The organism is Nonomuraea sp. NPDC050556 (genome assembly GCF_044457355.1).
In the GTDB taxonomy this organism is placed as follows: Bacteria; Actinomycetota; Actinomycetes; order Streptosporangiales; family Streptosporangiaceae; genus Nonomuraea.
The window spans coordinates 3,417,665-3,431,900 of record NZ_JBITGU010000001.1 but is presented as its reverse complement, the minus strand read 5'-3'; the positions used below and the strand labels follow the sequence as shown (position 1 = coordinate 3,431,900).

General features: G+C 70.1%; 10 protein-coding genes. 6 read left to right on the top strand and 4 right to left on the bottom strand.

Translation table 11 applies throughout. The annotated features are described in order from the left end of the window. The first annotated feature begins 371 nt into the window (after positions 1 to 371). From ACIBG8_RS16265 to ACIBG8_RS16245, 5 genes are all read left to right on the top strand, one after another. Entirely contained in the window at positions 372 to 1,469 is a 1,098-nt protein-coding gene (locus ACIBG8_RS16265) for a polysaccharide deacetylase family protein (protein WP_397343524.1), read from the top strand. A 214-nt stretch (positions 1,470 to 1,683) separates the two neighbouring features. Further along, complete coding sequence (gene rpsA / locus ACIBG8_RS16260) at positions 1,684 to 3,174, top strand: 30S ribosomal protein S1 (RefSeq protein ID WP_397343523.1); 1,491 nt, start codon at positions 1,684 to 1,686, stop codon at positions 3,172 to 3,174. 307 nt (positions 3,175 to 3,481) lie between these two features. Next, positions 3,482 to 3,934 (top strand): GNAT family N-acetyltransferase, encoded by a 453-nt coding sequence (locus ACIBG8_RS16255; protein WP_397343522.1) that lies wholly within the window; start codon positions 3,482 to 3,484, stop codon positions 3,932 to 3,934. A gap of 16 nt (positions 3,935 to 3,950) precedes the next feature. Beyond that, positions 3,951 to 4,547: a dephospho-CoA kinase gene (gene coaE / locus ACIBG8_RS16250; protein WP_397343521.1), complete on the top strand. Its 597-nt coding sequence runs from the start codon at positions 3,951 to 3,953 to the stop codon at positions 4,545 to 4,547. A gap of 24 nt (positions 4,548 to 4,571) precedes the next feature. Beyond that, positions 4,572 to 5,588 (top strand): glycosyl hydrolase family 28-related protein, encoded by a 1,017-nt coding sequence (locus ACIBG8_RS16245; RefSeq protein ID WP_397343520.1) that lies wholly within the window; start codon positions 4,572 to 4,574, stop codon positions 5,586 to 5,588. Here ACIBG8_RS16245 and ACIBG8_RS16240 read toward each other — a convergent pair. The 4 genes from ACIBG8_RS16240 to ACIBG8_RS16225 all read right to left on the bottom strand — a co-directional run bounded on the left by ACIBG8_RS16240 (position 5,577) and on the right by ACIBG8_RS16225 (position 12,894). Beyond that, positions 5,577 to 6,098: a class F sortase gene (locus ACIBG8_RS16240; protein ID WP_397343519.1), complete on the bottom strand. Its 522-nt coding sequence runs from the start codon at positions 6,096 to 6,098 to the stop codon at positions 5,577 to 5,579. The genes ACIBG8_RS16245 and ACIBG8_RS16240 overlap by 12 nt on opposite strands. Continuing rightward, a complete protein-coding gene (locus ACIBG8_RS16235) occupies positions 6,095 to 6,262 on the bottom strand; it encodes a hypothetical protein (protein WP_397343518.1) in 168 nt (55 codons plus the stop codon). Before ACIBG8_RS16235 ends, ACIBG8_RS16240 begins: the two co-directional genes overlap by 4 nt. Then, positions 6,256 to 7,284, bottom strand: a complete 1,029-nt coding sequence (locus ACIBG8_RS16230; RefSeq protein WP_397343517.1) for a glycosyltransferase family 2 protein — start codon at positions 7,282 to 7,284, stop codon at positions 6,256 to 6,258. The genes ACIBG8_RS16235 and ACIBG8_RS16230 overlap by 7 nt, the downstream gene beginning before the upstream one ends. Positions 7,285 to 7,383: 99 nt before the next feature. Beyond that, positions 7,384 to 12,894 (bottom strand): TIR domain-containing protein, encoded by a 5,511-nt coding sequence (locus tag ACIBG8_RS16225; protein ID WP_397343516.1) that lies wholly within the window; start codon positions 12,892 to 12,894, stop codon positions 7,384 to 7,386. Positions 12,895 to 13,041: 147 nt separating this feature from the next. On the opposite strand from ACIBG8_RS16225, the gene ACIBG8_RS16220 reads away from it, so the two are divergent. Then, entirely contained in the window at positions 13,042 to 14,205 is a 1,164-nt protein-coding gene (locus ACIBG8_RS16220; RefSeq protein ID WP_397343515.1) for an SLC13 family permease, read from the top strand. Positions 14,206 to 14,236 lie beyond the last annotated feature (31 nt).

Sequence of the window (14,236 nt, the reverse complement as noted above, 5' to 3'; positions counted from 1 at the left end):
CCCTCCGGGGGTCCGCCCGGCAAGGCGCCGCCGTGACGCCCACCCGCCGACGAGGGCTGATGTTCCTCCAGAGGCACGCCCGACGGGCGCCCATGCGCGCCCTCACACCCACCCCCGGCTCGCCCCCGTAAAGAGCGAGCCTCTCCATAAACCCCGCGTGTGGCCCCGCGTGTGGCCCCGCGTGTGGCCCCGCGTGTGGCCCCGCGTGTGGCCCCGCGTGTGGCCCCGCGTGTGGCCCCGCGTGTGGGGTCCTGCGGGGGCCTCTTCTTCCCTTGAGGGGGTGGGTGGGGTGGGGTGCAAGGCGGGTTTTGTTTGGGGATAAGCGGCTAGGGTGGGGTTTCAGCGGTCACCACAACTGGCACTGGAGTTCTGTGCGGAGTTCAGCGTCCCTCACGCGGATCATCGGCATCGCCAACATCGTGGTGGTGGTCATCGCCGCCGTGGCTCTCTTCCTCATGCCCGCCGCCGACGCCCCCGAGGTCGGCCGCCAGGCGGTCGCGCAGACCCAGCCGACCCAGCAGCCCCAGCCCACCCTGCCCAGCGCCGAGCAGCCGCCGCCCGTCGTCGCCTCGCCCGAGTTCGCCAAGCAGGTCAAGGCCAACGAGCTCGGCAAGGTCCCCGTGCTCATGTACCACCGCATCCTGAAAAAGCGTCTCGCCTCCATCGACAGGACCCCGTCCCAGCTGCGCAAGGAGCTGGAGCAGCTCGCCAAGCAGGGCTACGTGCCGATCACCGCCCGCGAGTTCGCCACCGGCGACATCCGGGTCCCGGCGGGCAAGTTCCCCGTCGTGCTCACCTTCGACGACGGCCACCAGAGCCACTTCGCGCTCGACGCCGACGGCATGCCGAAGAAGGACACGGCGGTCGACCTGATCTACCGGGTGGCGCGGGAGTACCCGACCTTCCGCCCCGTGGCGACGTTCTGGATCAACAAGCGCCCCTTCGGCCTGGACGACCGCGACGAGCAGGTCAAGGCCGTCCAGTGGCTGACCCAGCACGGGTTCGAGGTCGCCAACCACACCTGGTCGCACCCGGATCTCCGTACGCTCTCCAAGAAGAAGGTCCGCGAGCAGCTCGTGCGCCTGGAGCGGCTGCTGAAGAAGCTCGGCGTCGGGCCGGCCAAGACCATGGCCCTGCCGTTCGGCTCGATGCCCAGGAGCAAGAAGCTGGCCAGGACCGGCTCGTGGGACGGCACGTCCTACGACTTCGGGGGCGTTTTCCTGGCCGGGGCGGAGCCGTCGCTTTCGCCGTACGCGAAGAAGTTCGACCGCGGCGCGATCCAGCGGATCCAGAGCAACGGCAAAAAAGGTGAATGTCGTAAGTGGTGCTCGGAGTACTGGCTCGGGTGGCTGAACAAACACCCTGGTGAGCGCTACGTTTCGGACGGCGATCCGCTCCGGATCTCCATCCCGCAGGCACTTCGGGGTAATATCGCACCGAAGCGGGCCTCCCAGGTCAACGCCTACTAGGCGCGATCTTGCCGTGGTGTTCGCGTGCCCTCGGATTGACCAGGCCACTCAGGTCTCATATGCTGATCGCTGCGCTGTGGGCTCGCGCGCGCCTCAGACGGAGCGGGCTCGCGCTCGGTCTCGTCGATGACGCTAATCCTCGGCTTGATGCGGAAGAGGGCCTGCCGCGCATCCGCCACATCGACATCTGTCCGCGTTCGGAGCAATTCCACACATGACGTCCAGCACTGAGGCCACCTCGAGCACCCCGCAGGTAGCGGTCAACGACATCGGGTCCGAGGAAGAATTCCTCGCAGCGATCGACGAGACCATCAAGTACTTCAACGACGGCGACATCGTCGAGGGCACCGTCGTCAAGGTCGATCGAGACGAGGTTCTTCTCGATATCGGCTACAAGACCGAGGGCGTCATCCCCTCGCGTGAGCTCTCGATCAAGCATGATGTCGACCCCGCGGACGTCGTGGAAGTCGGCGAGCACGTCGAAGCCCTGGTTCTCCAGAAGGAGGACAAGGAAGGGCGCCTGATCCTGTCCAAGAAGCGTGCTCAGTACGAGCGCGCCTGGGGCACGATCGAGAAGATCAAGGACGAGGACGGCATCGTCACCGGCACCGTCATCGAGGTCGTCAAGGGTGGTCTCATCCTCGACATCGGCCTCCGCGGCTTCCTCCCCGCGTCCCTGGTCGAGATGCGCCGCGTGCGCGACCTGCAGCCGTACGTCGGCCGTGAGCTCGAGGCGAAGATCATCGAGCTGGACAAGAACCGCAACAACGTGGTTCTGTCCCGCCGCGCCTGGCTTGAGCAGACGCAGTCCGAGGTTCGCCAGACGTTCCTCAACACGCTGCAGAAGGGCCAGGTCCGCAAGGGCGTCGTGTCCTCGATCGTCAACTTCGGTGCCTTCGTGGACCTGGGTGGCGTCGACGGCCTCGTCCACGTGTCCGAGCTCTCCTGGAAGCACATCGACCACCCGTCCGAGGTTGTCGAGGTCGGCCAGGAAGTCACCGTCGAGGTTCTCGACGTCGACATGGAGCGCGAGCGCGTCTCCCTCTCGCTCAAGGCGACGCAGGAAGACCCGTGGCAGCAGTTCGCCCGTACGCACCAGATCGGCCAGGTCGTTCCCGGCCGGGTCACCAAGCTGGTGCCGTTCGGTGCGTTCGTCCGCGTCGAAGAGGGCATCGAGGGTCTGGTCCACATCTCCGAGCTGGCCGAGCGCCACGTGGAGATCCCGGAGCAGGTCGTCCAGGTCGGCGACGAGATCTTTGTCAAGATCATCGACATCGACCTCGACCGCCGTCGCATCAGCCTCTCGCTGAAGCAGGCCAACGAGGGTGTCAGCGGCGCCGAGGTCGAGTTCGACCCGACGCTGTACGGCATGGCAGCCACGTACGACGACCAGGGCAACTACATCTACCCCGAGGGCTTCGACTCGGAGACCGGTGAGTGGCTCGACGGCTTCGACAAGCAGCGTGAGGAGTGGGAGCGCCAGTACGCCGAGGCGCAGACCCGCTTCGAGGCTCACAAGAAGCAGATCGAGGAGGCTCGTAAGGCTGAGGCCGAGGCGGGCGAGGTCCCCTCGACCTACACCGGTGAGACCGCTCCTGCTTCCAGCAGCAGCTCGTCGTCCTCCTCGGCTCCGGCCGGTGGGGCGCTCGCTTCCGACGAGGCGCTCGCGGCTCTCCGCGAGAAGCTCGCCGGCGGCCAGAGCTAGTCGCTCGCAGTAGCCCGTAGATCGCGGCCCCGCCCTCCTGGGCGGGGCCGCTTTCTTTTTCCCAACCCAACCTTGGAGAGGGTGCAGGCCTCTCATAGAGGTCTCTTAAGGGACCCCGGGCCGTGTGGAGTGCGGGTCTCAGGGGGCGGGCGCCTCTCGAGGGCTATGGTCCTCAAAGGGACCCCGGCCCGTGTGGAGGGTGTGGGCCGTGGAGGCGTGCGGGTCTCAGAGGGCGGGGGCCTTTCAAGGGCTGCAGGTCCTCAAGAGGGCCGCTACGGATCGTCCAGGGGACCGATACGGTAGGCGGGTGGTCATCGAACGCGCCGTCACCGGCGACGCAGGGGAGATCCTCACCCTGCAGCGCGCCGCCTATGTCACCGAAGCGCAACTCTACGGGGACCCCTACATCCCCCCACTGGTCGAGTCCGTAGAGCAGGTACGCAAGGTCATCGACACCGCCACCGTCCTCAAAGCCGTGGAAGGCACCAGGATCGTCGGCGCCGTACGCGGCCAGCTCCAGAACACCACCTGCCTCGTAGGAAGGCTCGTGGTAGCCCCGGACAGGCAGGGAACGGGCATCGGGACCGCGCTCCTGAACGCCCTGCACGCCGAGCTCCAGGACGCCGAGGCGTTCGACCTCTACACCGGCCACCTCTCCGACGGCAACCTGCGCCTCTACCGCAGGCTCGGCTACCGGGAAACGAGCAGGGAAAGGATGGACGACCACCTGACCCTGGTGCACCTGCGAAGAACCCCCTGACGCGTATGCTGCGATCATGCTGAAGGTGGGGCTCACCGGCGGGATCGGGTCGGGCAAGAGCGAGGTGTCCAAGCGGCTCGCCGCCAAGGGCGCGGTGGTGATCGACGCGGACAAGATCGCCCGCGAGGTGGTGCAGCCGGGCACGCAGGGGCTGGCCAGGATCGTCGCGGTGTTCGGCGACGAGGTGCTGCATCCCGACGGTTCGCTCAACAGGGAAAAGCTCGGCACGATCGTCTTCGCCGACCCCGACAGCCTGGCCACGCTGAACAGCATCGTGCACCCGCTGGTGGGCGCCAGGGTGGCGGCGTTGCAGGAGCGGGCGGCGCAGGACGCGATCGTCGTCTACGACGTCCCGCTGCTGGTGGAGAACAAGCTGGCCGCCATGTACGACGTGGTCATCGTGGTGGACGCCGCCGACGAGACGCGGATCGAACGCCTGGCAACGTACAGGAACATGCCGGAGGAGGACGCGCGCGCCCGGATCGCCGCCCAGGCGACGCGGGAGGACCGCCTGAAGGCCGCCACCCTCGTCATCCCCAACGAGGGCACGATGGACGATCTGGACGCCCGGGTGGACGAGGTGTGGGCCACCCTCAAGGACCACGCGGGCTGACAAAAGGGAAGTCGGGGGGCTTCTATGGACAGTTCCATAACAGGTGACGGGGTCACCGACGACACGGCCGCGATCCAGCGGGCGATCGACGCGGGCGGCAGCGTGCGGCTCCCCGAGGGGGTCTTCGTGCTCACGAGGCCGCTGGCGCTGAGGCCAGGATCGACGATCACCGGAGTGTCGCCCACGGCGTCGATCCTCAGGCAGACGGCGCCCGACGCCGACGCCCTGTCCGGCACCGACGTGCACACCCTCAGGATCGAGAACCTCACCCTGGAGGGCCCGGGCACGGGTTCCGGTACGGGGCTGCGGCTGGTCAGGGAGCGGGAGCCCAACACCAGGTACGTCACGCTCCAGGACCTCTACATCCGCCGGTTCGGCCGCGACGGCGTGGACGTCTCCAACGGCATCGTGTCCGCCTTCACCCGCGTGGTCGCGGAGAACAACGGCAGGCACGGCTTCTACCTGTACGGCGTGCCCGGCGGCGCCGCGGGCACCAGCGTGTCGCTGATCGCCTGCTACGGCAACACGAACGACGGCACCGGCATCTACCTGTTCAACATGGCCTACTGCGCGCTCAACGCCTGCGCCAGCGAGGGCCAGCGGGTCAACTACCTGCTGCAGGGCTGCCAGGGCGTGTCGGTGGTCGGCTGCGGCGCCGAGTTCACCGCCCCTGGCGGCGACGGCTTCGTGGTGGACGGCGGGTTCGGCAACGTGCTGGCCGCCTGCTGGAACTACGAGAACGCGGGCCGCGCCTATGTGGTGACCGGCGGGGCGTTCGCGATCACCCTGGCGGGCATCGTGGAGAACTCCCCGGTGGCCGGAGCCACCGCGTCCCTGGTGGTGGACGAGGGGTGCCGCGCGGTGAGCGTGGTCGGCCCGTCCTACGACAGCCCGCTCGTCCTGGCCCCGGGCTCGTCGACGGTGATCAACGGCGGGACCCGCCCGGTGGTGGGCGGGTCCCGCCAGGGCAACGCGGCCCTGGCCGAGCTCCTGTCGGCGCTGGACGGCCTGGGCCTGATCACCGACGTCTCAGCGCCCTGAGTGCGCGTAGACGATGATGTTGTCCTCGTAGTGCCTGGTCGACTGGTTGAACTCGCCGCCGCACGTGATCAGCCGTAGCTGCGCGTCCGGCGTGGGGTCGTAGACCTTCGAGGTGGGGAAGCGGTCCTTGTCGACCTGCTCGACGGAGTCCACGGTGAAGGCGACGTCCTTCCCGTCGCCGCCCTTCACCGTCACGGTGTCGCCCTTGCGCAGCTCGCCCAGCCGGAAGAAAACGGCCGGCCCGCGGTAGGTGTCCACGTGCCCGACGATCACCGCGGGTCCCGGCCGGCCGGGGACGGATCCGTAGCGGTACCAGCCCGCCTTCATCACGTCGGACAGCGCGGGCACCTCGATGGTGCCGTCTGCGTTCTGCCCGAGCTGGACCAGGCTCGTCTGTACGCCGATGGCGGGGATGGTCAGCGAGACCGGGGCGGACGAGGCCGCAGAAGCGGGCACGGCGAGGGCGGCGACCACCAGAAGGCCGGCGAGCAGCGCCGCGATCCGCCTCATCGTTCCCGCTTGGGCAGGATCCTGGCCACCGCCAGAGCGGCGGAGAACAGCGCGAACGCGCCCAGGGCGACCCAGAGCGGGCTGGCTCCGACGAGCGGCGCGGCGGCGGCTCCTCCGAAGCCCGCGGCGACCCCTCCGATCGGGTTGTTGTACACGACTACCATTTCCTTTCTCGATTCCAGGCGGCGTCCCAGAACGCCTTGGCCTGGGCCACCTGGAGGAAGACGTCGAAGACCATCTCGACGACGAGGGTCGCGGCCAGGAGCATCTGCCCAGGACCGCGTGAGCGTACGGTCACCACCCGCTCGACCACGAAGATCGCGGTGATCGCCAGCCACAGCGGCGCGACGCTCACGGACCCGGTGACGGCCAGCGCGTAGCCGACGGCGGCCAGGTAGGTGAAGATCACGATGACGCCGACGAACGACAGCAACTGGCGTCCCCAGTACTTGCGGGTCGCCGGGGTCCAGCCGTAGTCGACGAGGTTCTCCAGCGCCCCGCGCTTCCATCGCAGCCGCTGGCGGAACAGGTCCCGCCAGGTCGGCATGACCTCGGTGGTCAGCGCGCACTCCGGCGGGCACAGGATGCGCAGCCCGAGGTGCAGGATGGCGAGCGTCAGCTCGTTGTCCTCGGTGAGCACCCGGACGTCGTAGACGTGCGCGGCCCCTGGCAGCTCACCCGACGCCCGCGCGGCGACGACCCGCTGCAGGGTGGTGGCGCGGAACAGGGTGGCCGTGCCGGTGAGCACGAGCGCCTTGCCGCGCAGCCTGCGCACGTCGCGGGCGTACCTGGCGTACTCGTTGCGCTGGAAGACGCCGACGAGGCCGCCGCCCGGCTTGCCGGTGAAGGTGCCGCCGACGGCGGCGAGGTCCTCGGTGGCCAGCCGTTCCGCGCCGTGCGCGATGAATCCTGGGGCCAGGGCGGAGTCCGCGTCCATGACCAGGACCAGGTCACGCTCGTCCATGGCGGGCAGGAGGCGATCGAGCACCTGGTTGAGCGCTCCGGCCTTCTTGTGCGCGTTGCCCTCGGTGACCACGACCTCGGCGCCGAGCCCCGCCGCGATGGCCGCCGTGTCGTCAGTGCAGTTGTCGGCAATGACGATCAGCCGGTCGGGCGCCTGTTCCTGGGCCCGCAGCGAGGCAAGGGTTTCGGCGATCTGATCGGCTTCGTTGTGGGCGGGGACCAAGGCAAGGACACGGAACGATGGGGACACAAGGGAAAAACGCTCCCTAAACGCCCAATCGTCCCATAAATACCATAATGTTACTCGCTGGTAGGGATCTCTTTAGAATTGGGCTTCCCCTGGCACTTGCCGTACCGCGGTCAGGTGAGCGTCAAGTTCTCCTGGCTCGAACCTGCACATCCCGATGGTGTGCCAGAACTGCCCCGCCACCTCCCCCTCCTGCTTGTAGCGCCCGTCCGGGGCCAGCGCCGCCCACCCCTCCGGCAGCCCGAGCAGGGTGAACCGCAGCGACGGCGCCTCGGTCACGTTCCACACCATGGCCACGCCGTCGTCCCCCGAGCTCGCCAGCAGGTCGCCGCCGGGCGAGAACGCCACCGACCACACCCGGCGCGAGTGCCCCGCCAGCTCGTGCACCAGCCGTCCGGAAGCCACGTCCCACATCCGCACCACCAGGTCGTCGCCGCCGGTGGCCAGAGTGCGCCCGTCCGGGCTGAACGCGGCCGTCCAGAGCCGCCCCTCGTGCGGCAGTGTGTGCAGGAGCACGTCGCCGCGCCAGATGGAGGCGCGGCCGTCGTTGCTGGCGCTGGCCAGCAGCTCGCCGTCCGGGCTGAACCGGACGCTGTAGACGCGGTCGTCGTGGCCCTCCAGGTTCTGCAGCAGCTCGCCTGAGGCGACGTCCCACACCCGCACCCGCCGGTCGTCGCACCCGGTGGCCACCCGCGCGCCGTCCGGGCTGAAGTCGATGGAGCGCACCCGCCCCTTGTGCTCGGTCAGGTCGGTCACCAGCCGCCCGGTGGGCCGGTACCAGATGCGGACGCTGTCGTCGTCGTTGGCCGTGGCCAGATGCTCGCCGTCGGGGCTGAACGCCTCGGCCCAGACGTGGTCGGTCTCGGCGTTGAGCTCGCGCTCGTAGTCGCCGGTCGAGGCGTTCCAGAAGTGCACGCCGCCGTCGTTGCTCGCGGTGGCCAGCACCGGCTCGGTGGGGGAGAAGAGGGCGGAGATGAGCCGGTCGGCCGAGCCGGTGAACTCGCGCAGCCGCCGCCCGGTCTGCGGGTCCCACACCCGGACCGTTCCGTCGTTGCCGTTGGTGGCCAGCATGGTGCCGTCCATGCTGAAGCAGACCGAGGTGATGCGCCGCCCGTGCCCGCGCAGCACCCGCACGCACTGCCCGGTCGCCGGGTCCCACAGCCGGGTGGTGCCGTCGTTGCCGCTGGTGGCGAGCTGCTCGCCGTCCGGGCGGAAGGCGAACGGCCACACCGCGCCCCGGTGCCCGGTCAGGTCGCGCCGCTCGCCGCCGGTGTGGAGCTGGACGGCGCCGTCGGAGTCGGCCGTCGCCAGGCTCGCGCCCGACGGGCTGAAGGCGACCTGGTAGACCGACGCGCCGTGTGTGGTCGCCACGCCGAGCGACTCGCCCGTCGAGGGCACCCACAGGCGCACCACGCCGTGCGTGTCACCGGTGGCCAGGAGCGTGCCGTCGGGGGAGAAGGTCAGGCTGTAGATGCGCCCGGTGTGGCCGGTCAGCTCGTGCACGACCGCGCCGGTGTCCCTGTCCCAGATGCGCACGGTCCCCTCCCGGTCTCCGGCGGCCAGCAGGTTGCCCATCACGGCCACCCGGTAGACGGCGCCGCCGTGGCCTTCCAGCACCCGCGCCAGCGTGCCGCTGGCCAGGTCCCACACCCGGATGACGGCCGCAGCGTCGCCGGTCACCAGCAGCCCGCCGGTGAACACCGCGGTGTAGATGGGCGCCTGGTGACCCTCCAGCTCGTGCACCAGCTCGCCGGTGGCGGCGTTCCAGACGCGCATGACGCCGTCCGCGCCGCCGCCGGAGATCAGCGTGCCGTCCTGGCTGAACAGCACCGGCCACACGCCCTCCTCGTGCGCGCGCAGCACGTGGCGCGGCGCGCCGGTGGCCGGGTCCCACAGCCTGATCGTGCCGTCGCTGGCGCCCGTGGCGAGCTGGTCGCGGGAGAAGACGACCGCGTAGACGCGGCCGCGGTGCCCGTGCAGGGTGCGGATCGGCAGCCCGCTGGCGCTGTCGCAGAGCAGCACCCCGCCGTCCTCGCCGCCGATGGCTAGGATCCCGCCGTCCGGGCTGTAGGCGACCGGCTGGGGCAGCCTGCTTGTCTGGAAGTGATATCCGTACGGCACGCCGAGCGCGGCAGGCGCTAGCTGCGTCTCGATCGGCATGCCCGGCGCCACGGCCGCGCCGTACAGCGTGGGGAGGGTGCCGGTGACGGCGATCAGGGCCGCGCGGTCCCAGCGGCTGCCCTCGAACACCGCGTCGGACAGATCCGTCCTGGCCAGCCTCGCCCGGGAGAAGTCGGCCCCGCGCAGGTCGGCGCCGGTCAGCCTGGCGTGGTCGAGCCGCGCGTCGACCACCTTGGCGTCGCGCAGGATCGCCCTGGACAGGTCGGTCTCCACCAGCGTCGCGCCGGTCAGGTCGACCCCGGTGAGGTCCACGCCGGACAGGTCGCGCCCGGACAGGTCCTCCCCGCGCAGGTCGGCGCCGCGCAGGTCGGCCTGCGACGGGGTGCGCAGCCTGGTGCTGATCTTGACGGCGTTGGCCCGCGCCACGTCGTCGGCGTTCTGGTCGCCCAGCACCGAGGCCACCCAGGCGTGGCAGGCGCGCGCGTCGGCCAGGTCGCACAGGAACTCCACGGTCAGCGCCGACAGCGGCCGGCGCGACAGCACCTCCCAGCGCCCGCCAGCGATGTGCCTGGCCAGCAGCCATTCCATGACCGAGGAGTGGATGAAGCCGAACATCCCCTCATCGGTGCGCACCATCAGGCTGCCCGTGCCCATCGCGTGCGCTGCCTGGGCGCTGGTGAGCTGCCCGTCGGCCAGCCCCGTGAGCGTCTCGGCGATCTCGGTGAGCTCGGCCAGGCCCAGGAACGCCTCGCCGGAGTCCCACAGGCGCAGCGCGAGCGCCGTCACCGCCTGCCACAGCTCGTCGGTCGTCAGCGTGCTGGGCGAGCCGGGCACGAGGGTGCGCTGCTCCTCGAAGGCCAGCCACGAGCTGAGGATCTCCTCGTACAGCAGGGCAGGGCTGATCGTGTGCCGCGCGGTGGCCACCGCGCGCAGCCGGTCGGCGTCGAGGTCGGCGATGAAGGTGAGCATGCGCGGGTTCTGCGCGAGGTCGATGAGGTCCTTGATGCCTTCGAGCAGCGACATGCGCGCCGTGGCCTCGTCGGCGTCGGTGAACCGGTTGGCCAGGTAGGAGCGGATCTGGTCGTGGGTGAAGTCCTCGACGCTGAAGACGCGGCGCTGCGGCAGCACGCCGAGCATCTCCCCGAGCGAGGTCAGCACCTGGCTGTGCGACTTGAAGTGCTGGGTACGGCTGGCCACCACGATCTTCGCCTTGTCCTCCGCGGCGGCCAGCAGCGTGGCCAGGTGGTCGGCCGCCCTGTCGTAGGTGACGCGGGTGACGAGCTCGTCGAACCCGTCGAACAGCAGCACGATGCGGCCCTGGCGGAGCAGGTAGTGGAAGGCCTTGAGGTCGATGACCTCCTCGCCGTGGTTGGCCAGGTGCGCGGCGACCAGCCCGTCGACCGAGTGCGCCTTGTCCAGGGCGCGCAGCTCGATGAGGATCGGGATGAGGTGCGGCAGCTCCGCCGGGATGCGCCTGGCCAGCTCGCGCAGCGCGAACGTCTTGCCGTGCCCGAAGTCGCCCAGGACCATGACGAACCTGCCGTGGTCGCCGCCGAGCAGCCGCATCAGCTCGTCGGTCAGCCCCGGCTTGATCTCGTGCCCCGGGCGGTCCATCTCGCGGTAGCGCTGCGGCACGTACAGGTCGGGCGGGTAGCGGCGGTCCGTGCGCAGCCGTACGGTCTGCTCGGCCACGTAGCCCGACAGGTCGAGCAGGCCCTGGAACTCGGTGAAGCTGCGCAGCCGCACCCCGCGGCGCATCAGGTCCTCGCGCAGCGCGCGGGGCGGCTGCGGGCCCTGGTAGACGAGCTCGGCGGCGAGGCCGGCGGCGTGCGCGAGCCGTACGAAGTCCTCGACGTCGGCGGCCGTGGGCTCGCCCACCAGGGCTCCGATCATCGTCTGGCGCACGAAGCCGCTCTCGGGGTGGGTGAGCACCAGGTGGGTGCCGAAGCGGCGGATCCTGGCCCGCTCGTGCCTGGCCTCGCACACCTCGGTGATGCGGTCCAGCAGCAGCTCGACCGGGGTGGGCTCGGGCGTCACCGGGTCGGGGGCGCGCTCCTCCCTGCGCCGGTCCTCGCCGGTGAAGGTGGCCTCCACGGCGTGCCAGGTGCGCCGCGTGCGCTCGGGCTCCGGCGCGGACGGCAGCCAGGTGCGCAGGCCGTCCCTGGTGATCTCGACGAGGCGGTGCCTGGCGATCGGTTCGAGCAGCAGGTTGACGCGGTTGCCGAGCAGGCGCTGGAAGGAGGGCGCGTCGCTCAGCCGCTCCGCCGGGTGGCCGAGCACGCCGAGGCGCAGCCAGGCGTCCTCCTCGTAGGGGCGCAGCCGTTCTGCGAACCAGGCGGCCTGGCCCTCGCCGACCAGCGGGTAGGCGTCCTTCTCCAGGTGCGTCATGGCCATCGTGGAGTTGAGCCCGGCGGCGACGACCTTGAGCTCGGGGATCTCGAACAGCGTCCACGGCTGGGTGCCGTCGAAGACCCGGTCGTCCAGGCCCTGGTAGAGCTCGTGGAACAGGCCGGAGTAGTGGCGCCACTTGGGCCAGTAGGGGGCCTGCGGGTGCTCGTCCTCCGCCTCGCAGGTCAGGAAGTAGGCGCTGGCCAGGGCCTTGTTCACGTCGCGCGGCCCGGGGACGACGAGCAGGCGCTGCGGCTCCAGGCCGAGCAGCAGCCGCAGGTCGGTGAGGAACCTGGTGGCCTTGCCGAACTGCCCCAGGCTGCCCGACTCGGTCAGGTCGCCGCAGACGGCCATCAGGTCGGGGCGCGGCGCGCCCCTGTCGTAGAGGCTCGTCAGGTCGGCCCAGATGCGTTCCTGCATGTCCTCGGGGGTGAACGGCTCGCCCGGGTCGGGCAGCGCGCGGCCGAACCTGGGACCGCCGAGCTGCAGCACCGTGAGCGACTCGCGGCCCTGGTCGGGCGCGGTCTGCGGGGGGAAGCGTGGCGCGGTGCCCGGCGCGCGGCGGTTGCGCGCCTGGGGGCGGGGGAGGGTGGGCACCGGGTGCGGCTCCGCGTTGTTGGTGGGGAAGCTGGGGGCTCTCTCCGGCTTGGCCCGGCCGGACATCGCCTCGGCCACCCGCGTCATCAGCAGCGCCCTGGCCTGGTCGGGGTCGTTGACGCCCACCAGGTCCACCCAGGTGATCGTGGACAGCAGCCCTTCGAGCGGGACGTCCTCCAGGCGGATGGTCACGAGCTTGTTGGACGGGTTGACCGGGTCGGCGCGCAGCGCGGCCTGCCACTCCAGGCGGCCGTAGGTGGAGGTGAGGTAGTTGCGCGACAGGACGGCGATGACGATCTGCGCCTCGCTGACGCCGCGGTCCATGAAGTCGATGAAGTTGGTGCCGGGCACGAAGTCCCAGGCCTGGATCATCGTCTTGTACCCGGCCGCCTCCAGCTCCCACGCCAGCCAGGTGGCCCAGGCCGTGTCGGCGGGGGAGTAGCTGACGAAGATGTCGGTCGGCCTACCGTCACGTGCCATCTGCCCAGTATCTCCGGTGGCGTCGCGGTTGTGGAGCGGTTCGATCAACAGAACGCCCTCGCGTGCGATCATGTCTACTGCCGCGAAGGGAGCGGGGACCATGAAGCAGACACGCCGGCGCGACACCGGATCGATGAGGGGACCGGGGTGCTGAAGCGGCTGGGCATGCTCGACTGGATCAGGATCGGGCTGCTCGTACTCGGGATCGTTTTCGTGCTGACCGGCCTCCTTCCGCTGGAGAGCGCGGTGGAGAGCCTGGACGACATCGGGCCCCTCCTGGTCTTCCTCGTCGGCGTGATCGTGCTGGCCGAGCTGACCAAGGAGGCCCAGGTCTTCGACGCCATCGCCGCCCGCATGGCGGTCGCGGGCCGCGGCCACTACCTGGCGCTCTTCTTCCTGTGTACGGCTTTCGCGTCCTTCGTCACCATCTTCCTCAACCTCGACACCACGGCCGTCCTGCTCACCCCCGTCATGCTGGCGCTCGCCCCCAGGGCCAGGATCGCCGCCCTTCCCCTGGCGATGACGACCATCTGGCTGGCCAACACCGCCAGCCTCCTGCTCCCGGTGTCCAACCTGACGAACCTGCTCGCCATGGACCGCATCAACCTGCGCCCCGAGCAGTTCGCCGCGATCATGTGGGCCCCCCAGCTCGCCGCGATCGCCGTCACGATGCTGCTCCTGTGGGTGTTCTACTGGCGGCTCAAGCAGCGCGGCGAGGTGCGTTACACCCCGCCCGTGGTCCAGCCGGTGCCTGACCGGGTGCTCTTCGGCGCCGCCTCGCTGGGGTGCCTGCTCTTCATCGGCCTGCTGTTCGCCGTGGACCCGTGGATGGCCGCGCTGCCCGGGGCCGTGATCGTCGTGGTCGCCTACGCGGTGCGCGACCGCAAGCGGCTGACGTGGAGCCTGGTGCCCTGGCAGCTCCTGATCTTCGTGACCGGGCTGTTCCTCGTGGTGCCGACGCTGTCGCGCTACGGGCTGGCCGACCTCATGGGGTGGATGCTCGGCACGAACGGTGATCCGTACAGGACGGCCTTCGTGGGGGCCGGGCTGGCCAACTCGATCAACAACCTGCCCGCCTACAAGGCCCTGGAGGGGGTCATCCCCTACACGAGCCGGCAGCAGCTCTTCGCGCTGCTCGTCGGCACCAACGTCGGGCCGGTGATCACGCCGTGGGCGTCGCTGGCGACGCTGCTGTGGTTCGAGTCGTGCAGGCGGCACGGCGTGCGGGTGCCCATGCGGCGCTTCCTGGCCACCGGCGCGCTGCTGGCGGCGGTGGCGCTGCCCGTCTGCGTATGGGCACTCGTCATGTGATCGTCATTCTCCATAAATGGTCTGGTTTCCT

Bases quoted from the DNA above. Each gene is read 5' to 3' on its own strand.
- coaE (WP_397343521.1), top strand. From the start codon at position 3,951: ATGCTGAAGGTGGGGCTCACCGGCGGGATCGGGTCGGGCAAGAGCGAG.
- ACIBG8_RS16225 (WP_397343516.1), bottom strand. From the start codon at position 12,894: ATGGCACGTGACGGTAGGCCGACCGACATCTTCGTCAGCTACTCCCCC.
- ACIBG8_RS16240 (WP_397343519.1), bottom strand. From the start codon at position 6,098: ATGAGGCGGATCGCGGCGCTGCTCGCCGGCCTTCTGGTGGTCGCCGCC.
- ACIBG8_RS16235 (WP_397343518.1), bottom strand. From the start codon at position 6,262: ATGGTAGTCGTGTACAACAACCCGATCGGAGGGGTCGCCGCGGGCTTC.
- rpsA (WP_397343523.1), top strand. From the start codon at position 1,684: ATGACGTCCAGCACTGAGGCCACCTCGAGCACCCCGCAGGTAGCGGTC.
- ACIBG8_RS16245 (WP_397343520.1), top strand. From the start codon at position 4,572: ATGGACAGTTCCATAACAGGTGACGGGGTCACCGACGACACGGCCGCG.